Origin of the sequence: Pseudomonas sp. SR18, assembly GCF_023701505.1 — a bacterium.
Taxonomy (GTDB): domain Bacteria; phylum Pseudomonadota; class Gammaproteobacteria; order Pseudomonadales; family Pseudomonadaceae; genus Aquipseudomonas; species Aquipseudomonas cyclaminis.
This window is the reverse complement of the sequence record NZ_JAMQAU010000002.1, coordinates 389,595-410,641: the sequence shown is the minus strand read 5'-3', so window position 1 is coordinate 410,641 and position 21,047 is coordinate 389,595. Positions and strand designations below refer to the sequence as shown.

General features: G+C 61.2%; 24 protein-coding genes. 10 read left to right on the top strand and 14 right to left on the bottom strand.

Annotated elements, in window-relative coordinates; genetic code table 11:
• Window positions 1-69: 69 nt before the first annotated feature.
• Window positions 70-492 carry a PA0061/PA0062 family lipoprotein gene (locus NDJ82_RS05730; RefSeq protein ID WP_158879294.1) on the top strand — a complete coding sequence of 141 codons (423 nt, stop codon included), beginning with the start codon at window positions 70-72 and terminating at the stop codon, window positions 490-492.
• On the opposite strand, the gene NDJ82_RS05725 is transcribed toward NDJ82_RS05730, so the two are convergent.
• A complete protein-coding gene (locus NDJ82_RS05725) occupies window positions 493-732 on the bottom strand; it encodes a DUF1161 domain-containing protein (protein WP_034110558.1) in 240 nt (79 codons plus the stop codon). It abuts the gene before it with no gap.
• 207 nt (window positions 733-939) lie between these two features.
• A complete protein-coding gene (locus tag NDJ82_RS05720) occupies window positions 940-1,371 on the bottom strand; it encodes an OsmC family protein (protein WP_250925068.1) in 432 nt (143 codons plus the stop codon).
• Window positions 1,372-1,591: 220 nt separating this feature from the next.
• Between NDJ82_RS05720 and NDJ82_RS05715 the strand changes: the two genes are divergently transcribed.
• Window positions 1,592-2,593, top strand: coding sequence for an LLM class flavin-dependent oxidoreductase (locus tag NDJ82_RS05715; protein WP_099586172.1), 1,002 nt, complete (start codon window positions 1,592-1,594; stop codon window positions 2,591-2,593).
• Window positions 2,594-2,652: 59 nt separating this feature from the next.
• Here the strand turns inward: NDJ82_RS05715 and NDJ82_RS05710 are convergent, their stop codons facing one another.
• Both NDJ82_RS05710 and NDJ82_RS05705 read right to left on the bottom strand, forming a co-directional pair.
• Window positions 2,653-2,877, bottom strand: coding sequence for a DUF1161 domain-containing protein (locus NDJ82_RS05710; RefSeq protein ID WP_032885104.1), 225 nt, complete (start codon window positions 2,875-2,877; stop codon window positions 2,653-2,655).
• Window positions 2,878-2,993: 116 nt separating this feature from the next.
• On the bottom strand, window positions 2,994-3,209 hold the full coding sequence (locus NDJ82_RS05705) for a dodecin (protein ID WP_032885105.1): 216 nt from the start codon (window positions 3,207-3,209) through the stop codon (window positions 2,994-2,996).
• Window positions 3,210-3,364: 155 nt separating this feature from the next.
• On the opposite strand from NDJ82_RS05705, the gene NDJ82_RS05700 reads away from it, so the two are divergent.
• Window positions 3,365-3,691: an ElaB/YgaM/YqjD family protein gene (locus NDJ82_RS05700; protein ID WP_003170746.1), complete on the top strand. Its 327-nt coding sequence runs from the start codon at window positions 3,365-3,367 to the stop codon at window positions 3,689-3,691.
• Here NDJ82_RS05700 and NDJ82_RS05695 read toward each other — a convergent pair.
• Window positions 3,688-4,599: a LysR family transcriptional regulator gene (locus NDJ82_RS05695; RefSeq protein WP_250925067.1), complete on the bottom strand. Its 912-nt coding sequence runs from the start codon at window positions 4,597-4,599 to the stop codon at window positions 3,688-3,690. The two genes, NDJ82_RS05700 and NDJ82_RS05695, sit on opposite strands and share 4 nt — an antisense overlap.
• 110 nt (window positions 4,600-4,709) lie before the next feature.
• Between NDJ82_RS05695 and trpB the strand changes: the two genes are divergently transcribed.
• The 3 genes from trpB to NDJ82_RS05680 all read left to right on the top strand — a co-directional run bounded on the left by trpB (window position 4,710) and on the right by NDJ82_RS05680 (window position 7,321).
• On the top strand, window positions 4,710-5,936 hold the full coding sequence (gene trpB / locus NDJ82_RS05690) for a tryptophan synthase subunit beta (protein ID WP_112192844.1): 1,227 nt from the start codon (window positions 4,710-4,712) through the stop codon (window positions 5,934-5,936).
• Window positions 5,936-6,745, top strand: a complete 810-nt coding sequence (trpA, locus tag NDJ82_RS05685; protein WP_158879292.1) for a tryptophan synthase subunit alpha — start codon at window positions 5,936-5,938, stop codon at window positions 6,743-6,745. The genes trpB and trpA overlap by 1 nt, the downstream gene beginning before the upstream one ends.
• A 135-nt stretch (window positions 6,746-6,880) precedes the next feature.
• On the top strand, window positions 6,881-7,321 hold the full coding sequence (locus NDJ82_RS05680; RefSeq protein ID WP_112192842.1) for an anti-virulence regulator CigR family protein: 441 nt from the start codon (window positions 6,881-6,883) through the stop codon (window positions 7,319-7,321).
• Window positions 7,322-7,495: 174 nt separating this feature from the next.
• Here the strand turns inward: NDJ82_RS05680 and NDJ82_RS05675 are convergent, their stop codons facing one another.
• The 6 genes from NDJ82_RS05675 to NDJ82_RS05650 form a co-directional block, all read right to left on the bottom strand.
• A complete protein-coding gene (locus NDJ82_RS05675) occupies window positions 7,496-8,800 on the bottom strand; it encodes an MFS transporter (protein WP_112192840.1) in 1,305 nt (434 codons plus the stop codon).
• A 115-nt stretch (window positions 8,801-8,915) separates the two neighbouring features.
• Window positions 8,916-10,064, bottom strand: coding sequence for a galactonate dehydratase (gene dgoD, locus NDJ82_RS05670; RefSeq protein ID WP_099586165.1), 1,149 nt, complete (start codon window positions 10,062-10,064; stop codon window positions 8,916-8,918).
• Window positions 10,065-10,112: 48 nt separating this feature from the next.
• Complete coding sequence (locus tag NDJ82_RS05665) at window positions 10,113-10,733, bottom strand: 2-dehydro-3-deoxy-6-phosphogalactonate aldolase (RefSeq protein ID WP_112192839.1); 621 nt, start codon at window positions 10,731-10,733, stop codon at window positions 10,113-10,115.
• Between the two features lies 1 nt (window position 10,734).
• Complete coding sequence (locus NDJ82_RS05660) at window positions 10,735-11,694, bottom strand: 2-dehydro-3-deoxygalactonokinase (protein WP_112192838.1); 960 nt, start codon at window positions 11,692-11,694, stop codon at window positions 10,735-10,737.
• A 96-nt stretch (window positions 11,695-11,790) separates the two neighbouring features.
• Window positions 11,791-12,120 (bottom strand): DOPA 4,5-dioxygenase family protein, encoded by a 330-nt coding sequence (locus NDJ82_RS05655; protein WP_099586162.1) that lies wholly within the window; start codon window positions 12,118-12,120, stop codon window positions 11,791-11,793.
• 31 nt (window positions 12,121-12,151) lie between these two features.
• Window positions 12,152-13,102 carry a choline sulfate utilization transcriptional regulator gene (locus NDJ82_RS05650; RefSeq protein WP_250925066.1) on the bottom strand — a complete coding sequence of 317 codons (951 nt, stop codon included), beginning with the start codon at window positions 13,100-13,102 and terminating at the stop codon, window positions 12,152-12,154.
• A 103-nt stretch (window positions 13,103-13,205) separates the two neighbouring features.
• Here NDJ82_RS05650 and betC point away from each other — a divergent pair, with 103 nt between their 5' ends.
• From betC to NDJ82_RS05635, 3 genes are all read left to right on the top strand, one after another.
• Entirely contained in the window at window positions 13,206-14,720 is a 1,515-nt protein-coding gene (gene betC / locus NDJ82_RS05645; protein WP_099586160.1) for a choline-sulfatase, read from the top strand.
• 16 nt (window positions 14,721-14,736) lie between these two features.
• Window positions 14,737-15,651, top strand: a complete 915-nt coding sequence (gene choX, locus NDJ82_RS05640) for a choline ABC transporter substrate-binding protein (RefSeq protein ID WP_250925065.1) — start codon at window positions 14,737-14,739, stop codon at window positions 15,649-15,651.
• A gap of 247 nt (window positions 15,652-15,898) precedes the next feature.
• Window positions 15,899-17,467, top strand: coding sequence for a SulP family inorganic anion transporter (locus NDJ82_RS05635; RefSeq protein WP_191946638.1), 1,569 nt, complete (start codon window positions 15,899-15,901; stop codon window positions 17,465-17,467).
• A gap of 16 nt (window positions 17,468-17,483) precedes the next feature.
• On the opposite strand, the gene aroE is transcribed toward NDJ82_RS05635, so the two are convergent.
• Window positions 17,484-18,302 (bottom strand): shikimate dehydrogenase, encoded by an 819-nt coding sequence (gene aroE, locus NDJ82_RS05630; RefSeq protein ID WP_250925064.1) that lies wholly within the window; start codon window positions 18,300-18,302, stop codon window positions 17,484-17,486.
• Window positions 18,302-19,234 (bottom strand): oxygen-dependent coproporphyrinogen oxidase, encoded by a 933-nt coding sequence (gene hemF, locus NDJ82_RS05625; RefSeq protein ID WP_158879285.1) that lies wholly within the window; start codon window positions 19,232-19,234, stop codon window positions 18,302-18,304. Before hemF ends, aroE begins: the two co-directional genes overlap by 1 nt.
• Before the next feature lie 159 nt (window positions 19,235-19,393).
• On the opposite strand from hemF, the gene NDJ82_RS05620 reads away from it, so the two are divergent.
• Window positions 19,394-20,371: a quinone oxidoreductase family protein gene (locus NDJ82_RS05620; protein ID WP_158879284.1), complete on the top strand. Its 978-nt coding sequence runs from the start codon at window positions 19,394-19,396 to the stop codon at window positions 20,369-20,371.
• Between the two features lie 99 nt (window positions 20,372-20,470).
• Here the strand turns inward: NDJ82_RS05620 and tsaC are convergent, their stop codons facing one another.
• Complete coding sequence (gene tsaC, locus NDJ82_RS05615) at window positions 20,471-21,028, bottom strand: L-threonylcarbamoyladenylate synthase type 1 TsaC (protein WP_099586154.1); 558 nt, start codon at window positions 21,026-21,028, stop codon at window positions 20,471-20,473.
• Between the last annotated feature and the right edge of the window lie 19 nt (window positions 21,029-21,047).

Genomic DNA, 21,047 nt, shown 5'->3' with positions numbered 1-21,047 from the left:
GACTGCTCTTGGCTGATGGGTTCGTGTTTATACTGACCGAGATACCCGTCCTGTCATCGAGTGCCTGTCATGCGTCAGCTCTTGCTTTGCGTCGCCGCCGTGTTCATCAGCGCCTGTACGTCAACCCCGATGCCTCCCGCCGATCCGCAACAAGCATGGGTTGATTTTGCCACGCCAACGCCGGGCGCCAAGCTGGTGATGGCACAGCGCCTGGACGGCAAGAACCTTAATGACGGACGCTACTTCCAAGTCCCGCCTGGCGGCCACGAGCTGATGGTACGTTTTGATTTTGAAGTGCCTACGGGCGGAAATTTCAGCAGTTTTGGCCAAACGACCGAGCGAACCTGCTTCATTACCCTGCAGTACGACCATTTCGAAGCAGGCCAACGTTATCGCCTGGAAGGACGCTCGTTGGGCTACACGCCGAATATTCGCCTGTATAACGCCGCCCGCCAGTTACTGGCTGAAGAGCGCAGCGTGAACTGCCTCTGATCAGTCGTTATTTTTTTGGTAGACGATCGCCTTGGTGCCGTTCTCACAACTGCCGACGACCATGGCTACGTCGTGCTTATCAGCTTCTTCCTTGCTGACAATCTCCAGGGTGTAGGACGGCACCGCGTTAGCCTGAATCTTGACCTCGATCTCTTTCCTGAGCTCTTCACAATCTTTCGGCGCGGCCACGGCCGAAGTGGCCAACACACCGCAGATGATCGCCAAGGCAAAACGTTTCATGTGTGAAGCTCCCTGAATGCACTGCGCACGGGTGTGCGCCTAGGCTGCATATGGCTATTCGACCACAGTTTGGAAACACGAGTTCTGATTTAACGCAGAACTGAATGTAGGAGGGGGCTTGCTTCCGATAACGGTGGATCAGTCGACATTTATATGACTGAAAGACCGCTATCGGGGCAAGCCCCCTCCCACAGTGGACCTACGCGGTCAGTTGACCAGCGTGGCGTCCAGGCTGATTGTTGCATTCAACACTTTGGACACCGGGCAGCCTTCCTTCGCCTTCTTGCTCAGCTCATCGAACTGCGCCTGGCTCGCGCCTGGGATCTTGGCTTTCAGGATCAGGTGCACAGCCGTAATAGCAAAGCCGCCATCGACCGGGTCCAGCGTCACTTCGGCCTGGGTGTCGATGCTGTCAGCCTTGAGCCCCGCATCGCCCAGAATCATGGAAAACGCCATGGAGAAACAGCCGGCATGCGCCGCACCAATCAGTTCTTCCGGGTTAGTACCCTTGCCGCCTTCAAAACGTGCCTTGAAGCCGTAGGGCGCTTCGCGCAACACGCCGGTTTCCGTGGAGATAGACCCCAGGCCCGTCTTCAGGTCACCTTCCCAATGCGCGGATGCTTTTTTAACGATACTCATAGCGGTCTCCTCGAACGGTGGTTTTGCGTCAGTAAGGGTTCTGAGGATAGACCGCTTGGCAAAGTTCATCTTCTTGTCGGAGAAACCTAGCAATCCAGTAGGAAATTTCTGCTCAGCTATTGAATCTCGGGTATATGCCCTCATTGCATAGAGCATGCACATGAAGCGGCAGGTTTTGGATCGTCTAAAAAGCCTGCGCCCCTATTGGAGAAGCAGGCTTATGAAATCGCTGTCCGACGTGAAGTTCTCGACCCTCGACCTGGTGCCCGTGCGGGCCAATGGCAGTGTGGCGCAGTCGCTGCGCAATTCCCTGGACCTGGCCCAGCATGTGGAAAAGTTTGGCTACAACCGTTTCTGGGTGGCTGAACACCACAATATGGACGGCATCGCCAGCTCGGCCACCTCGGTGTTGCTGGGTTATCTGGCGGGCGGTACGTCGACGATCCGCGTCGGCTCCGGTGGCGTGATGCTGCCCAACCACGCGCCGCTGGTGATCGCCGAACAGTTCGGCACCCTGGAAAGCCTCTACCCCGGCCGTATCGATCTGGGCCTGGGCCGTGCGCCGGGTTCCGATCAAATGACCGCGCGCGCTCTGCGCAGAGAACGCTCCGGCAGCGCCGATGAGTTCCCTGAAGATGTTGCCGAGCTGATGGCCTACCTGGGCCCACGGACACCCGACCAACGCATCATTGCCGTACCCGGCACCGGCACCAACGTGCCGGTCTGGTTGCTCGGTTCCAGCCTGTTCAGCGCACAACTGGCAGGCGAGCGGGGTTTGCCCTACGCCTTCGCCTCCCATTTCGCACCTCGCCTGATGCATGAAGCGATTCGCGTGTACCGCAATCACTTCAAACCATCGGCGGTGCTGGACAAGCCCTATGTGATGCTCGGCATTCCGCTGGTGGCCGCTGACACCGATGAACAGGCCGACTACCTGGCCACCTCGGTGTACCAACGCATCCTCGCGTTGATGCGCGGGCAAAGCCTGGTGCAGCGCCCGCCGGTCGATACCATGGACGGCCTGTGGCTGCCCCATGAGAAAGATGCGGTGGGAAGCTTCCTCGGCCTGGCAATGGTCGGCAGCCCGGCGAAGATCCGCGCCAAACTGGAGGTGTTGATCGAGCAAACCGGCGCCGACGAGCTGATCTTTACCAGCGACCTGTATGAACACGCCGACCGGATTCATTCCTACGAGCTGCTGGCGCAGTTGATGAAGGGCTAAAACCCAGGCGAAAAAAAACCGACGCACCTGCGTCGGTTTTTTATGTCTGAAACACGCAATCAACCGCGTTTGTAGACGATTTCCTTGGTGCCGCCTTCACAGCTACCGACCACTTTAGCGTCGGTCGAGGCGCCTTTATCCACCACTTCCAGCGAATAACCCGAAGCGCCCTTGGCGTCGATTTTCGCGGCAATTTCGCTTTTCAGCTCGTCACAAGGCTTGCCCGCCGCCAGGGCTGTGCCGGCAATGCTCAACAAACCTACCGCTAACAGGAACTTCTTCATCCGTTACTTTCCTTGCGCTGATCAAAAAGAGCGTGCCGACGCTTGTGGCGTCGGCACCCATTGGTTGTAGCGCAGGTTATGGCAATCGGCCAGCCGGCAAAGTTCAACTCGCCCGATCAACTACTGGCAATTCGGAACCCCACCTTGAGGGTGACCTGGTAGTGGGCGACCTTGCCGTTTTCGATATGCCCGCGGGTTTCAGTCACCTCAAACCACTCCAGGTGCTTGATGCTCTTGTTGGCTTCAGCAATGGCATTGTTGATGGCGTCCTCGATACTCGTGGTCGATGAGCCAACCAATTCGACTTTCTTGTAGGTGTGGTGATCACTCATGGCAGTTCTCCTAGGGTCGTTAAGCAAGCGTAGCAGTCAATGTTCGTACTGCTTCTGGCGGCCATTCCTATTCGAAAGTTCAGATTTACTGCACTTTCTGAAACCGCTGGAGTCGGTATCTACACACGCCACTCAATCACTTCAGGAGAGTCCACATGGCCAACACTTCTTTACGCAAAGCGTCGCTGGAAAGCATGGAAGCCGAGATTTCGAGCCTGCTCAAGTCCCTTGAAAGCCTCAAGGACGATGCGTCGGATGAGTCGCGCAAAACCTTGAAGGCCCTGAAAAGCAATGCCGAGAATGCCCTCAAGCACTCCCGCCACCTGATCAGCGACGCCTATGAAGAAAGCAAAGTCAAAATCCGTGAAACCGGTGTCGCTACCCGGGATTACGCGCAAGAGCACCCATGGACTACAGCCGGTGTTGCTGTGGGTGCCTTGGGCCTGCTCGCCGCTTATCTGCTGTGCAAGCGTGGTGACTAACTTCCCGGCTGGCTCCCCGGCTGGCGCGAAAGCTCAGCCTTGAGCCACTGCGCCAGTTGCCCGGCGCGCCCGTCTGCGGCGCGTTTGGGCAGCCACAAAGCCAGGTGCGCCGGGGTTTCACTGAAACCCCACGGCGCCACCAGCCGACCTGCACGCACGTCCTCGGCCACCAACGGCTGCGGCGCGATCGCCACACCCAGCCCGGCCACTGCCGCTTCCAGCAAATAATACAAATGCTCAAAACCCTGGCCGTGTTTCAACGCGCCGGGTTCGATGCCGTGTTGCTGCGCCCAACTGGGCCAGGCTTGGGGGCGCGAGGTCGTGTGCAGCAGCGCTTCGCCACATAAAGACGAGGCGGGCGCCTGGCGCAGCCGTTCGTAACCGTTGAAGCGCGGGCTCATCACCGGGCCGATGCGCTCACTGGTCAGCTCATACACCTGCATGTCCGCCGGCCACGGTGGCTCGGCGAAGACCAGCAGGGCATCCAGGCCGGGGCGCCGAGGATCAAGGTCGCCGTCACCTGCTGACAGGTGCAGACGCAAGTCCGGCAAGTCTGAGTTCAAACGCCCCAAGCGCGGGATCAGCCAGCGCGCCAGCAAACTCCCCGAGCAGCCGAGCACAAACGGCGCGTCGGCGCTGGCCTGGGTCAGTTCGGCGCATACATCCCTCAACCGCTCGAATGCCTCGAAGCTGGCATCCCGTAGCCGAACGCCGGAATCTGTGAGTTTAAGGCCGCGCCCGTCTTTGATGAACAGACTGACCCCCAAGTGTTCCTCAAGCACCTTCAACTGTCGGCTGACTGCTCCGTGGGTCACGTACAACTGCTCAGCCGCTTGGCTGACACTGTTGAGCCGCGCGGTGGCTTCAAACGCGCGCAGGGCATTGAGGGGTGGAAGGTCTCGGCTCATCTGTGAGTTTTCCTGACAGGTTTCGGCGATCTTATCGGTTTTCAGTCGGGAGCGTCAGGGGTAGAGTGGCCCTCATTGTCAGTTACACACCTTTTTTCCTGGAGCGTCCCATGACTCAATCCCAGACCGATCTACGCAACGGCCCTGACGCCAGCGGCCTGTTTGGCGCATTCGGCGGCCGCTACGTTGCCGAAACCCTGATGCCGTTGATCCTCGACCTGGCCCGCGAATACGAAGCGGCCAAGATCGATCCGGCATTCAACGAAGAATTGGCCTACTTCCAGCGCGACTATGTGGGCCGTCCAAGCCCGCTGTATTTCGCCGAGCGCCTGACTGAGTTCTGCGGCGGCGCCAAGATCTACCTCAAGCGCGAAGAGCTCAACCACACCGGCGCGCACAAGATCAACAACTGCATCGGCCAGATCCTGCTGGCGCGGCGCATGGGCAAAAAACGCATCATTGCCGAGACCGGCGCCGGCATGCACGGTGTGGCCACCGCCACCGTCGCCGCGCGTTTCGGCCTGCAATGCGTGATCTACATGGGCACCACCGACATCGAGCGCCAGCAGGCCAACGTGTTCCGTATGAAGCTGCTGGGCGCCGAAGTGATCCCGGTGGTTGCCGGCACCGGCACCCTGAAAGACGCCATGAACGAAGCGCTGCGTGACTGGGTGACCAACGTCGACGACACCTTCTACCTGATCGGCACCGTGGCCGGCCCACACCCGTACCCGGCGATGGTGCGCGACTTCCAGGCCGTGATCGGCAAGGAAACCCGCACCCAGCTGCAAGCCCAGGAAGGCCGCCTGCCGGACAGCCTCGTGGCGTGCATCGGCGGCGGTTCCAACGCCATGGGCCTGTTCCACCCGTTCCTGGACGACACCAGCGTCGAGATCATCGGCGTGGAAGCCGCCGGCCACGGCATCGAAACCGGCAAGCACGCGGCCAGCCTCAACGGTGGCGTACCGGGTGTACTGCACGGTAACCGTACCTTCCTGCTGCAGGACGACGACGGCCAGATCATCGACGCCCACTCGATTTCCGCCGGCCTGGATTACCCTGGCATCGGCCCGGAACACGCCTGGTTGCACGACATCGGCCGCGTCCAGTACACCTCGGTGACCGACGACGAAGCGCTGGATGCCTTCCACAAATGCTGCCGCCTGGAAGGGATTATCCCTGCCCTGGAAAGCGCCCATGCCCTGGCCGAAGTGTTCAAACGCGCACCGACCCTGCCCAAGGATCACCTGATGGTGGTCAACCTGTCCGGCCGTGGCGACAAAGACATGCAGACCGTGATGCACCATATGGAACAGTCCCAGCAGGAGAAACACTGATGAGCCGCCTGCAAACGCGCTTTGACCAACTCAAAGAACAAAACCGCGCCGCCCTGGTGACCTTCGTCACCGCTGGCGACCCTGGCTATGACACGTCCCTGGCAATCCTCAAGGGCCTGCCGGCCGCCGGCGCCGATGTGATCGAGCTGGGCATGCCCTTCACCGATCCGATGGCCGACGGCCCAGCCATCCAGTTGGCCAACATCCGGGCGTTGGAAGCCAAGCAGAACCTGCTGAAAACCCTGCAGATGGTTCGCGAGTTCCGCAAAGACAACAACGACACCCCGCTGGTGTTGATGGGCTACTTCAACCCGATCCACAAATACGGCGTGCCCACGTTCATCGCCGACGCCAAGGAAGCCGGTGTCGACGGCCTGATCGTGGTCGACATGCCCCCGGAACATAACGGCGAGCTGTGCGACCCGGCCCAGGCGGCAGGTATCGACTTTATCCGCCTGACCACGCCGACCACCGACGACGTGCGCCTGCCGACCGTCCTCAACGGCAGCTCCGGTTTTGTGTACTACGTCTCGGTGGCCGGTGTGACCGGTGCCGGTGCCGCCACCCTGGAGCACGTCGAAGAAGCCGTGGCCCGCCTGCGCCGCCATACCGACCTGCCGATCAGCATCGGTTTTGGTATCCGCACGCCGGAACAAGCCGCGGCCATCGCTCGCCTGGCGGACGGTGTGGTAGTGGGATCGGCGTTGATCGATCACATCGCCAATGCCAGCAACGACCAGCAAGCCATCGACGGGGTGTTGAGCCATTGCGCGGCGCTGTCGGAAGGTGTGCGTAACGCCCGTAAGTAAGCGCCATGTAGCCAGAGGTAAAGTTCCTGATACAGAGGAATCAACTCGCCGCTTCACGGCCTAAACAGCAAGACCAAGGGATTTCGAACTGCGTTCGACGTCCCTTTTTTGTTTGTGTGCCCTGAGGAATACCCGATGAAAATGCCCAAATCCGTGATTGCAGGTCTTGGCGTGCTGGTGCTTGGCGCCAGCGCCCTGGTGCAAGCCGCGCCGCCTGACCAGCGAGGTGATGACCGTGGCGGCCCGCAAGGCCAGCACGAGCAACGGGGCGACGACCATCGCGGCCCACAGGCCAACCGTCGCGGCGGCCCACCCCAGGACTTCGGCCCGGTGCGCCAGATCATCCACGACAACCATGGCCAGTTCTCCCGGGGCGCACCGCCGCCGCCAAATGTGCGCCTGGTTCGCGGCGAGCCACTGCCTCGCGGCTATTACGGCGAACGCCTGGACAACCGCGCCCTGGCCCGCCTGCCGGTGTACCAGGGTTACGAATGGCGCCGTTCGGGACCGGATGTGGTGTTGATTGCTGTGGGTACAGGCATCGTCTACGAGATTCTGGACGGTGTGCTGAACTGACCGAATAACCTCTCGAATGTCCGCTAGGCTTGAAGGGTGAGCGTTTTGCTCACCCTTCAACGCACTTCATGCCGCTTGCCGTCTAACCACCTATTATTTCAAGGCAATGCCGGACGCACCCAAAGAGGTGCTTTGGCTGATGCTGGAATGGGACTGGCCGCTATTGACCTTTTTTTACAACTGGATCCGTTCGACCTTGCCCACCAGCAGGATGTAGGACAACGCCCCAAGCAACGCCAGCACCGCAATATAGGTAATCGCTGGCGCGAACGAATCGCCGCTGGCCAGAAAACCAATCACGATCGGCGTGGCAATCGCGGACAGGTTGCCGATGAAGTTGAACACGCCCCCCGTCAGGCCCAGCAACCGTGCCGGTGCCAGGGTCGACACCAGTGACCAGGTAATCGACGCCAGGCCGTTACCAAAGAACGCCACCGCCAGGAACGCGATCACCCATGCGGTTGAGTCCACATAGTTGGCGCCGATGATTGCTGTGGAAATCAACAACCCGCCAATGATCGGCAACTTACGCGCAAAGCCTACCGACGCACCCCGGCGAATCAGCCAGTCGGAAAAAATCCCCGAGCACAGCACACCCACGAACGCAGCCAGGAACGGCAGCGATGCCAGCAAACCGGACTTGATGAAGTCCATGCCGCGATATTTCACCAGGTAGGTTGGGAACCAGGTCAGGAAGAACCACAGGGTAGAGTTGAGGCAGAACTGCCCCAGGTAGATACCCCAGAGTTTGCGCTTGCTCAGCACGATGCCCAGGTCGACCCAGCTGAACGGCGCCTTGACGGTTTGCGCCTGCATATCCACCAGGCCACCACCGTCGCGGATCAGTTGGATTTCAGCCTCGTTGGCGCCTTTGAAGTCCTTTGGCTCGCGGTACACCGCGTACCAGATCGCCGCCCACAAAATACCGACGCCACCGGTGACGACAAACACCATATGCCAGCCGTAATAGTGTTGCAGCCAGGCCAGTACGGGCGTGAGGAACGCCAGCCCGACAAACTGCCCGGAGGTGTAGAAACCGATCGCCGTCGCGCGCTCGCGCTCAGGGAACCAGGTGGTGACCACGCGGCTGTTGATCGGGTAGGCCGGGGCTTCCAGCGCCCCCACGGCCATGCGCAGTACAAACAGCGCAATGAAGCTGGCGGCGAAACCGAGCATCACGGTCGCGATGGACCACAACAGCAAGGCGGCGGTGTAGAGGATGCGCGGCGGCACGCGGTCCACCAGCCAGCCGCCGGGGATCTGCATGGCAGCGTAGGTCCAGCCGAACGCGGAGAAAATAAGGCCGACGTGCACCGGGTCGATCCCCAACTCACTGGTCAACGCCGGCGCGGCAATCGACAGGTTGCTGCGATCGAGGTAGTTGATAACCACGGTGATAAACAGCAACACCATGATGAAGTAGCGCTTTCGGGTAGGCGTGACTAAAGACGCCTGTCCGGTGAGGGATTCAGGGTGCATGGGGGTTGCCTCTTCTTATGTTTATTGAGGTGGGCCTTCTGAAAAAACCGGATCAAGTGTGGGAGGGGGCAAGCCCCCTCCCACATTTTTTGACCCCTGTTCTTTCAGGCAGAAATCACCACTCGGCAAAGCTGCCGTCGGCATGGCGCCAGATCGGGTTGCGCCAGCGGTGGCCGATAGCCGCGCGTTCGATCACGTATTCCTCGTTGATCTCAATGCCCAGGCCCGGCCCGTTGGGGATCTTCACGAAGCCCTTGTCGTAGTCGAACACGCCTGGATCCCGCACGTAGTCGAGCAAGTCGTTGCTCTCGTTGTAGTGAATGCCCAGGCTTTGCTCCTGGATAAACGCGTTGTAGCAAACCGCGTCCAGTTGCAGGCAAGCCGCCAGGGCGATCGGGCCCAGCGGGCAGTGCAGGGCCAGGGCCACGTCGTAGGCTTCGGCCATGTTGGCGATCTTGCGGGTTTCGGTGATGCCGCCGGCGTGGGAGGCGTCCGGCTGGATGATGTCGACGTAGCCTTCGCTGAGCACGCGCTTGAAGTCCCACCGTGAGAACAGACGCTCGCCCAGGGCAATCGGCGTGCTGGTCAGCGGTGCGAGTTCCTTGAGCGCTTCGTAGTTTTCGCTGAGCACCGGTTCTTCGATAAACATCAGTTTGTACGGGTCCAGTTCTTTCATCAGGACCTTGGCCATGGGCTTGTGCACCCGGCCATGGAAGTCGACGCCGATACCCACGTTAGGGCCGACCGCATCTCGCACGGCCGCCACGTTGGCCAAGGCAAGGTCGACTTTTTCGAAGCTGTCGACGAACTGCAATTCTTCGGTGCCGTTCATTTTCACGGCGGTAAAACCGCGAGCCACGGCCTCTTTGGCAGCGCGAGCGGTGTCGGCCGGACGGTCGCCGCCGATCCACGAGTACACGCGGATCTTGTCGCGCACCTGGCCGCCCAGCAGGTCGCTGACGGACACACCGAGGGCCTTGCCCTTGATGTCCCACAGCGCCTGGTCGATACCGGCGAGGGCGCTCATGTGCACGGCGCCGCCACGGTAGAAGCCGCCGCGATAGAGCACGGTCCAGATGTCTTCGATATTGCGTGGGTCTTTGCCGATCAGGTAGTCAGACAATTCTTCAACGGCAGCCGCCACGGTGTGTGCGCGGCCCTCGACCACGGGCTCACCCCAGCCGGTCACGCCCTGGTCGGTCTCGACCTTGAGGAAGCACCAGCGCGGCGGGACGATATAGGTCGTCAGTTTGGTGATTTTCATCTGTTATCTCTCTTATAGATGCGGCGCCTGTGGGCGCGGAACTTGATATCAGCTCAGGGCTTTCCAGGCGGCGACATAAGCCTGGGCACGGCTCGCTACCTGATCCACTGTCATACCCGGCTTGAACAACCCGGAACCCAGCCCGAACCCCTTGGCGCCGGCGTCGGTAAACACCTGCATGTTGTCCGGGGTAATGCCGCCTACCGGCAACAGCAGCGTGCCCGCCGGCAGTACCGCCAGCCACGCCTTGATCACTGCCGGGCCCATTTGCTCGGCTGGGAACAACTTCAACACGTCGGCGCCTTCGGCGAGGGCCGCAAAGGCTTCGGTCGGCGTGGCCACACCCGGCGACAGGTAAAGGCCCGCCGCTTTGGCGGCGCGCAACACCTTGGCATCGCTGTGGGGCATGACGATCACTTGGCCGCCAGCCGCTTTGACCTGCCCGACCTGCTCGGGCGTCAACACCGTGCCGGCACCGATCAGGCAATCGGCGGGCAGGCTGTCGCGCAGGGTGCGGATGCTGGTGTACGGGTCCGGCGAATTCAGCGGGACTTCGATCACGCGGAAACCGGCGTCATACAACACCTGGCCGACCGCCTGGGCTTCATCCGGGCGCAGGCCGCGCAGGATTGCGATCAAACCGTTTTGTGCGAGTGCTTGCTTGAGCATGTCAGGCCTCCGATACAGGTTGAACCAGCCCGGCCGCCACGGCCAGTTGCCACAGGCCGCGCTCGGTGGCTTCCTGCGCCAGGCTGACGTGGGCGAAACCGCAAAGGGCGAGGGCGCGTTGATAGCGGGCGCACAGCGGTGCGGCGCCCACCAGGATGATGGGGGTCTTGCGGGCACTGGCCGGCAGGCCGGCAAGTTCGTGGCCGATCAACAGGCCAGACAGATAATCGGGCTGCTGGTCGCCAGCGAGTTCCTTGGTGAGCCCCAGGGTGCGGGCGCTGAACAAGGTCGACAGCACGCCGCGCTGGCCGTCTTGGGACAACGCCACGTGCACGCCGCGGTCAAAGGCGTCGGCCTGGAAGGCTTCGGGGGTCTTTTGGGTGCGGCCGAGGATGCTGTGCTTGCTCAGCACGGCGAAGACTTCACCGGTCATGAACGTATCGAAGTGAGTGATACGGCCATCGACGACCTCGACCCACTTGGAGTGGCTGCCCGGCAGGCCAATCAACACTTCAGCGCCCAGACCCTGCAGCACGCCCAGCACTTGGGTTTCTTCGCCGCGCATCACATTGGGCAAACCGACCTGCTCGATCACACCCGGCACGATGTGCACATCGACACCGCGCAAGCTGCGCACCGTATGCAGAGCCTGGCCGAGGCTGGCGACATCAACCGGAGTATTGCGATAAGCCGCTTCGCTCCAGCCTTGGGCGCTGCCGACCATACCGCAAGCAATCACCGGCAAGCCGGGTTGGGCGTCGAGCCAGTCACCGCAGGCCGCGTCGAAGGCCAATTCAAAACCGTCACTGCAACGCACGCCGGCGATGTCCCGGGGCTCACTGGGCAAATGCATGATGCCCGACGCCAGCGAGCGTTGTTCCAACACCACGCCAGCGGGGCCGAGTTTGTAAGCACGAAGGGAGCTGGTCCCCCAATCGAGCGCGATCAATTGCGCCTGCATCGCTTCACCTGAGTTCAGAGCGGATGCCGCGAATATAAACCTATGGGCGAGAAAGTCTCAATATATAAATATCAATCCCACATTCAGGGACGAAATTTAAGAAAAGGCTGACAAGTTCAGGTCACGCATGGCGCCCATCCAGATCGCGTAGTCGGTGTGATCCTTTAAATCGTCGCCGGTATCCGGGTGCAGGAACACCACCAAGCCGTCGCGATGGATCACCAGCCACGGCAGCACGACGCCGATGTATTCGGCGTCGAATGCCAATTGGCAACTCCAGTCCGGGTGCGGGCCGACGGGCTTTTCGTGTACACGCCCCATGCGCAGCGGGAAGAGTTTGGCAGCGTCTTCGCACAGGGTGCGCGCCTGCTCAAGGGTGTTTGCGTCAAAGTAGATATGGGCGTGATAGCCCTTGATACGTTGCATGACGGACTCCGGATCCAATATGCGCCAAATCCTAGACCGCAATCGACGGCAGAGCCAGCCCGGTCAACGACTGCGCGCTGCTGGCCTGCTCGGCCACCAGCCACTCGACAAAACGCTCGACCAACTGCCCCCGGCGTTTGCGCTGGGGCTGTACCACGTAGTAGCCGAAACGTGAGATCACGGTGTCGCTGATCGGTCGGCACAGCCAGTTCTGCTCCAGCAGGTTATCCACCAAATGGCGCCAGCCGATGGCCACGCCCTGGCCGGCAATCGCCGCCTGGATCAGCAGGGTGTAATTGTCGAAACGCAACTGGCCGGGGGTGGGCGCCGCGGTGATGCCCAGCTCGCGGAACACGCCGCTCCAGTCGAACCACTGGCTGTTGTTTTCCTGGCGCAGGTGCAGCAGCGGCACATCGTGCAAGTTATGCAGGGTCAGTGGTGCGGGTTGGGCGTTGAGCCACTGCGGGCTGCACACCGGGAACACTTCCTCATTGAACAGCCACAGGCTGTCGCCCTGTTTGAAGCGGCCGTCGCCAAACAGCACCGCCACGTCAATGTCGCTGCGCAGGGTCGCGTGGTTGCGTTCACTGGTCACCAGGCTCACATCGACCTGAGGATTGGCCTGGTGGAAGCGGTGCAGGCGCGGCATCAGCCAGTAGGCGGCGAAGGCGAAGTCGGTGGCCACTTGCAGCACTTCGTGCTGGTCCTGCTGGGTGATGGCGCTGAGGCCCTGATTGATGCTCTGCAGGCCACCTTGCACGTGCTCGAACAGCAGGGCGCCGGCGTCCGTCAGTTCGATACCGCGATAGATGCGATCAAACAGGCGCACCGCCAGCTGTTCTTCGAGGCGCTTGATCTGCTGGCTGATCGCGGGCTGGGTGGTGCCCAGCTCCATCGCGGCGGCGGTAAAACTGCGATGGCGTGCCGCCGCTTCAAATGCGCGCAGCAGGTCGAGAGACAGGTCACCCAGGGACTCATACATAAGCTGTGCTTATCCTAGACATTGCTTTTTATGGGCTTTACCCCATTTTCAATGGGCCGCATGCTCATTCGCATAAACACCGCCTATGGAATGCCGAGAACCCATGAAGCGCAAGAACATTCTTTTCATCATGGCCGATCAAATGGCCGCGCCGATGCTGCCGTTCTACGGATCTTCCCCGATCAAGCTGCCAAATCTCAGCCGCCTCGCCGAACAAGGCGTGGTGTTCGACGCTGCCTATTGCAATAGCCCACTGTGCGCGCCGTCGCGCTTCACCTTGGTCAGCGGCCAGTTGCCGAGCAAGATCGGCGCCTACGACAATGCGGCGGATTTGCCCGCCGATGTACCGACTTATGCCCACTACCTGCGTCGCCTCGGTTACCGCACCGCGCTGTCGGGCAAGATGCACTTCTGCGGGCCGGACCAGTTGCACGGCTATGAAGAACGCCTGACCAGCGACATCTACCCCGCTGACTACGGCTGGGCGGTGAACTGGGATGAGCCGGACGTGCGCCCCAGTTGGTATCACAATATGTCCTCGGTACTGCAAGCCGGTCCCTGCGTGCGCACCAATCAGCTGGATTTCGACGAAGAGGTGGTGTTCAAGGCTCAACAGTACCTGTTCGACCATATTCGTGAAGACGGCGACCAGCCGTTCTGCCTGACCGTGTCGATGACCCATCCCCACGACCCGTACACGATTCCCAAGCCATTCTGGGATCTGTACGACGACAACGACATCCCGTTGCCTGCAACACCCGCGCAAGCTGATCTCGACCCGCATTCCCAACGCCTGCTCAAGGTCTACGACCTATGGGACAAGCCGCTGCCTGTGGATAAGATCCGCGATGCTCGCCGGGCTTACTTCGGTGCCTGCAGCTACATCGACAGCAATGTCGGCAAGCTGCTGCAAACCCTTCAAGACACCGGCCTGGCCGACGACACCATCATCGTGTTCTCCGGTGACCACGGCGACATGCTCGGCGAGCGCGGCCTCTGGTACAAAATGCACTGGTTTGAAATGGCCGCCCGCGTGCCGCTGCTGGTCTGTGCACCGGGGCAGTTTGCGGCGGGCCGCGTTTCCCACGCGGTGTCCACCGCCGACCTGCTGCCGACCCTGGTGGAACTGGCCGGCGGCGAACTCGACCCACACCTGCCACTGGATGGCCGCTCACTGGTCCCGCACTTGCAAGGGCAGGGCGGGCACGACGAAGTGTTTGGCGAGTACATGGCCGAAGGCACCATCAGCCCGCTGATGATGATTCGCCGGGGCGCCTATAAATTCATCTACAGCGAAGACGATCCCTGCCTGCTGTTCGATGTGCACAACGACCCGCACGAGCAGGAAGATCTCAGCCAGTCACCGCAGCATCGGTCACTGTTCGAGGCGTTTTTAAGTGAAGCGCGGGCCAAATGGGACATCCCGGCGATCCACCAGCAGGTGCTCGCCAGCCAACGCCGTCGGCGCCTGGTATTCGAGGCGCTGACCCAAGGCAAGCTGAAGAGCTGGGATCACCAGCCACTGGTAGACGCCAGTCAGCAGTACATGCGCAACCATATCGACCTCGATGACCTGGAGCGCAAGGCACGTTATCCACAACCCTGCCAAAACCAATAAATACAGAGGGAAGGCCATGCAAAAGTTATCTGTGATAGTGGGCATGCTGGTGCTGGGCAGCGCCAACGTGTATGCAGACACCAGCTGTGAAACCGTGAAAATGGCCGATCCAGGCTGGAGCGATATCGCGGCCACCAACGCCATCACCGGTTTTCTGCTGACGGGCATGGGCTACAAACCCAAGGTCGACACCCTCGCGGTGCCGATTACCTTTGGCGGGCTCAAGGACGGCCAGGTGGATGTCTTCATGGGCAACTGGATGCCCGCGCAGCAGGGGTTTTACGACAAGTTCGTGGCCAACGGCGATGTGGTGCAACTGGCAAAAAACCTCGACGGCACCGAGTTCACCCTCGCCGTGCCGGACTACGTGTGGGACGCGGGTGTGCATGACTTTGCCGACCTGAACAAATTCGCCGACAAGTTCGACAAGAAGATCTACGGCATCGGCTCCGGCGCGCCGGCGAATATCTCGTTGCAGGAAATCATCAAGAAGAACGACTTCGAGCTCGGCCAATGGAAACTGATCGAGTCCAGCGAACAGGCGATGCTGGCTGAAGTGTCACGGGCGGTGAAAAAACAACGCTTCGTCACCTTCCTCGGTTGGACCCCGCACCCAATGAACGTGCAGTTGAAAATGCACTACCTCAAAGGCGGGGAAAAGTACTTTGGTGACACAGGCAGCGTGTACACCCTGACTCGCAAGGGTTATGCACAGGCCTGCCCGAACGTAGGAAAACTGCTGACCAACTTGAGTTTTACCCAGGAAATGGAGAACAGCATCATGGCCGAGGTGGCCAACAACAAGGTCAGCAATGCCGAGGCTGCGAAGGCGTGGATCAAGGCCAATCCGGCTGTGCTGAATAAGTGGCTTGATGGGGTTAAAACCGTGGATGGCCAGGATGCATTGGCCGCAGTCAAAGCCAAACTCTAACGCCTGCCCCCTTTCCCCCGTAGATCCCGTCTTCTGCAAGTTTCGGGTCGTAGCAGCTGTCGAGCGCAAGCGAGGCTGCGTGGCGGACGTATTGACACCTCGCGATCTGCGGGGACGCCAACGCAGCCTCGCTTGCGCTCGACAGCTGCTACAGGGCGAAACGCGCGCTTGCCCGGTGAGAGGTCAAGACGGTATCTACGTGCAGCCCAATGTTATTCTGGTTTAACCCTTTAAATCCGAGCCTCTGATGCCACGGCCCAACCGCCACACACTGTTCCCCTTCCTCAGCTGGCTCCCACGCCAAACCCGTGCCAGTGTCGGCCGGGATGCGCTGGTGGGCCTCAGTGGCGCCGTGCTTGCCCTGCCGCAGTCGATTGCCTACGCGCTGATCGCCGGTCTCCCACCGGAGTACGGCCTGTATGCCGCCATCATTCCGGTGCTGATCGCCTGCCTGTGGGGCTCGTCCTGGCATCTGATCTGCGGCCCTACGGCGGCGATTTCCATCGTGCTGTATGCCAGTGTCAGTCCACTGGCCGTACCGGGCTCACAGGACTACATCACCTTGATCCTGTTGCTGACGTTCCTCGCGGGGGTGTTCCAGTGGTTGCTGGGCATGCTGCGCTTTGGCGCGCTGGTGAACTTTGTCTCTCATTCGGTAGTGCTGGGCTTCACCTTGGGCGCCGCCGTCGTGATCGCGCTCGGTCAGCTGCCCAATCTGCTGGGGCTGGACTTGCCGAGCCAGGCCACGGCGATCAATAGCCTGCTGGCGTTGATCGAGCATGGCGGCCAATGGGACCACGCCTCGCTCGCCCTGGGCTTGAGTACATTGCTGGTGGGCGCAGTGCTCAAGTACCTGGTGCCGCGCTGGCCGACACTGTTGATCGCACTGGCCTTAAGCAGCGTCGCCGCATGGCTGTGGCCGGCGATGTTCGGGCATGTGGCATTGGTCAGTTCGTTTATCGGCAAACTGCCGCCGTTCAGCCCGTTACCGTTGGACCTGGACATGATCCTGCGCCTGCTGCCCAGCGCCGTGGCGGTGGGCATGCTGGGGCTGGTGACCAGCCTGTCGATTGCCCGCTCGTTGTCGGCACGTTCGCAACAGTTGCTCGACGCGAATCAGGAAGTTCGCGCGCAGGGTTTATCCAATATCGTCGGCGGGTTTTTCTCCGGCTACTTGTCGGCCGGGTCCTTTACCCGCTCGGGCCTCAGCTATGAGGCGGGTGCCTGCTCGCCGTTGGCCGGGATGTTTTCCGCGTTGTGGGTGGCGCTGTTTGCGTTGTTTGGCGCTGCGCTGATCGCGCATATTCCGATCCCGAGCATGGCGGCGAGCATCCTGCTGATTTGCTGGGGTCTGGTGGATCACCGCGGGATTCGCGCATTGTTCCGGGTCAGCCGCGCCGAGTTTGTGGTGATGAGCCTGACCTTCGTCGCCACCTTGCTGCTGGAGTTGCAAACGGCGATCTATGCGGGGGTGCTGGCGTCACTGTTTTTCTATCTCAAACGCACATCGCAGCCACGGGTTCAGCAATGGCGCGACGGTCGCGACGACGTATTGCGCGTCGGCGGCTCGATCTTTTTCGGCGCCAGCCACTACCTGCAAGTGCGCCTGCAACGTTTGCAGGGCGAGCGGGTGGTGATCGAAGCGCAGCAGATCAACTTTATCGACTATTCCGGGGTGGAGATGCTGCACCAGGAGGCGCGGCGATTGAAGGGGCTGGGGCGTAGCCTGACATTGCGCGGGGCGCGGCCGCAGGTAGTGGAAGAACTGAAGAAGCTGGAAGGGGCCGACAAATGCCCCCTCCATTTCGAGAACTGAACGCAGTTCAAATGTATCAGGCCAACTGACGGCGCAGCTCAGCCAACACCGGCGCCGAATCCGGGCGCACACCGCGCCACAGGAAAAACGCTTCGGCCGCCTGCTCAACCAGCATGCCCAGGCCATCCATCGCCACCGCAGCACCCTGCTCGGACGCCCAACGGCAAAACGCGGTCGGCTCCTTGGCGTACATCATGTCGTAGCAAAAGGTCTTACCCGGTTCGATCAGGCTGCCGGCAATCGGCGGTACATCGCCTGACAGACTGGCAGACGTGGCATTGATGATCACGTCCACCGGCTCACGCAGCCAGTCGAAACCACTGGCAGACACCGGGCCCAAGTCGTCGAACAGTTCAGCGAGCAACTCGGCCTTTGCCACGGTGCGGTTGGCGATGATCAAGGAAGCAGGTCGCTCAGCCAGCAACGGCTCCAACACCCCGCGTACCGCGCCACCGGCACCCAGCAACAGGATGCGTTTGCCTTGCAGGCTCAGCCCGGCGTTGACCGTCAGGTCGCGCACCAGGCCGGCGCCGTCGGTGTTATCACCCAGCAGCGTGCCATCGGCCAACTTGCTCAGCGTGTTCACCGCCCCGGCGCGTTGGGCGCGTTGGGTGAGGTTGTTGGCCAGGCGGTAGGCCTCTTCCTTGAACGGTACGGTGACGTTGGCGCCACGCCCTTGCAGGAAAAACTCACGGGCACACCCGGTGAAATCCTCCAGGGGAGCAAGCAAGGTGCTGTAGTCCAATTGTTCGCCGGTCTGCTCGGCGAACATGCAGTGAATCAGCGGCGATTTGCTGTGGCCGATGGGGTTGCCGAATACGACATAACGATCCATCAGACGGTCGCCTTAGGCGCGGCAAGGCCGAGCCAGTCGCGGTCTTGCAGGAAGTAATCGGTGAGGCGCGCTTCTTCGCTGCCGGCCTCGGCTTTCCAGTCATAGCCCCAGCGCACTTGCGGCGGCAACGACATCAGGATCGACTCGGTACGCCCGCCCGATTGCAGGCCGAACAGCGTGCCACGGTCGTAGACCAGGTTGAATTCAACATAGCGGCCACGCCGGAATTCCTGGAACTGGCGCTGCTGCTCGGTATAGGCCGTGGCCTTGCGGCGCTGCACGATCGGCAGATAGGCATCGATATAGGCATCGCCGATGGCGCGGATGAAGGCGAAGCAGGTGTCGAAGTCCCACTCGTTCAAGTCATCGAAAAACAGCCCGCCGATGCCACGGGGCTCGTTGCGGTGCTTGATGTGGAAATAGGTATCGCACCAGGCCTTGTAGCGCGAGTACACATCCGGACCGAACCGCGCGCAGGCCTGCTCGGCCACGCGGTGCCAGTGGATGCAGTCTTCTTCGTTGCCGTAATACGGGGTGAGGTCAAAGCCGCCGCCGAACCACCACACCGGCTCTTCGCCCTCTTTTTCGGCGATGAAAAAGCGCACGTTGGCGTGGGACGTCGGCACATGGGGGTTGTGCGGGTGGATCACCAGCGACACGCCGAGGGCTTCAAAGCCGCGACCGGCCAGTTCAGGGCGGTGCGCGCTGGCGGAGGGTGGGAGGCCGCTGCCGAAGACGTGGGAAAAGTTAACGCCGCCTTTTTCGATCACCGCGCCGTTTTCGATCACACGGGTGCGACCGCCGCCGCCGGCAGGCCGGGTCCAGGCGTCTTCGATAAAGCGAGTGTCCGTCTCGAAGGTTTCCAGGGCGCTGCAAATGCGGTCTTGCAGGTCAAGCAGGTAGGCCTTTACAGCCTCGGTGCGGGTAGTCATGGCATCACCTTGAATCGGGCAAAGCTACGCGAGGCCATTGGGCGTCGGCGGCAAATGGGCGCACAGGATAACACCGCACCCTATGCCGTCGCAGTTGACGAAGATCAAGCTTAGGAGTTCGATAAGCGGCTACGCGAGTTCGAACCAAGGAGAAGGCAGATGGCAAAACGTATCCAGTTCAGCGCCCATGGCGGCCCCGATGTACTTGAATATGTCGACTACACGCCGGCGGAGCCGGGCCCGCAGCAGGTTCGGGTGCGTAACGAGGCCATTGGCCTGAACTTCATCGACACCTATTTCCGCAGCGGCCTGTATGCGCCGCCCGCCTTGCCGTCCAGCCTGGGTGCAGAAGGCGCCGGCGTGGTTGACGCCGTCGGCAGCGAAGTCAGCCAATTCAAGGTCGGCGACCGCGTGGCCTATGGCAGCGGCCCGCTTGGTGCCTACAGCGAACTGCACGTATTGCCCGCCGCCAACCTGGTGCACCTGCCGGACGATATCAGCTTCGAACAAGCCGCCGGGGCCATGCTTAAAGGTCTGACCGTGCAGTACCTGCTGCGCCAGACCTATGAACTGAAGGGCGGCGAAACCATCCTGTTCCACGCCGCTGCCGGGGGTGTGGGCTCCCTGGCCTGCCAATGGGCCAAGGCGCTGGGCGTGAAGTTGATCGGTACCGTGAGTTCGCCAGAAAAGGCCGCTTTGGCCAAATCCCTCGGCGCCTGGGAAACCATTGATTACAGCAAGGAAGACGTGGCAAAGCGCGTGCTGGAATTGACCGACGGCAAAAAGGTCCCGGTGGTGTACGACGGCGTCGGCAAGGATACGTGGCTGACGTCCCTGGACAGCGTTGCGCCACGTGGATTGGTGGTGAGCTTCGGGAACGCGTCGGGCGCGGTGGATGGCGTGAACCTGGGGATACTGTCGGCCAAAGGCTCGCTGTACGTCACCCGGCCGACCTTGGCGACCTACGCCAACAACCCGACGAACTTGCAGGCGATGGCGAATGATCTGTTTTCGATGATCCGAGGCGGCAAGGTGCGCATTGATATCAACCAGCGGTATTCGTTGGCGGAGGCGGCGAAGGCGCAGACGGAGTTGTCGGGGCGGCGTACCACGGGGTCGACCATTCTGTTGCCTTGAGGGCCCCATCGGGGGCAAGCCCCCTCCCACAGTTGACCGTGTTGTCCTGAAGGACACGGTTCAAATGTGGGAGGGGCGGTTCGACGATTCGACGCGGTCTCAGGAAGGCCGCACCACCTCACCCGTCGCCAGGTTGCGAATCAGGCTGGGGTTCTTGCGCCCGCCCAAGGCGCCACCCAACACCAAGTCAACCTGGCCACGGAAATACTGCTCCACACGAATCCGCGTACGGGCAGCCGGGCGGCCTTGCGGGTTGGCCGAGGTGGAAATCAACGGCCCCACCTGCGCGCATAAATCACGCACCAAGGGGTGATCGCTGACCCGCAGCGCCACGGTGTCATGCACACCGGTAACCCATTGCGGCAGTAAATCCTGATGCGGCACCAACCAGGTATTCGGCCCAGGCCAGGTGCTGGCCATGCGGTCGATCCAGGTATCCGGGAAGTCTTCGAACAGGAAGTCGAACTGACGGATATTGTCGGCAACCAGGATCAGGCCCTTGTCCACCGAGCGATTCTTGATCGCCAGCAGCCGGTCCACCGCTTCTTCGTTCCAAGGGTCGCAACCCAGGCCCCAGACCGCCTCGGTTGGATAGGCAATCACCGCGCCTGCGCGAATTTCCCGTGCGGCTTCCAGCACACGCCACCTGTTGACCATTGTTTACTCTCCGGACTAA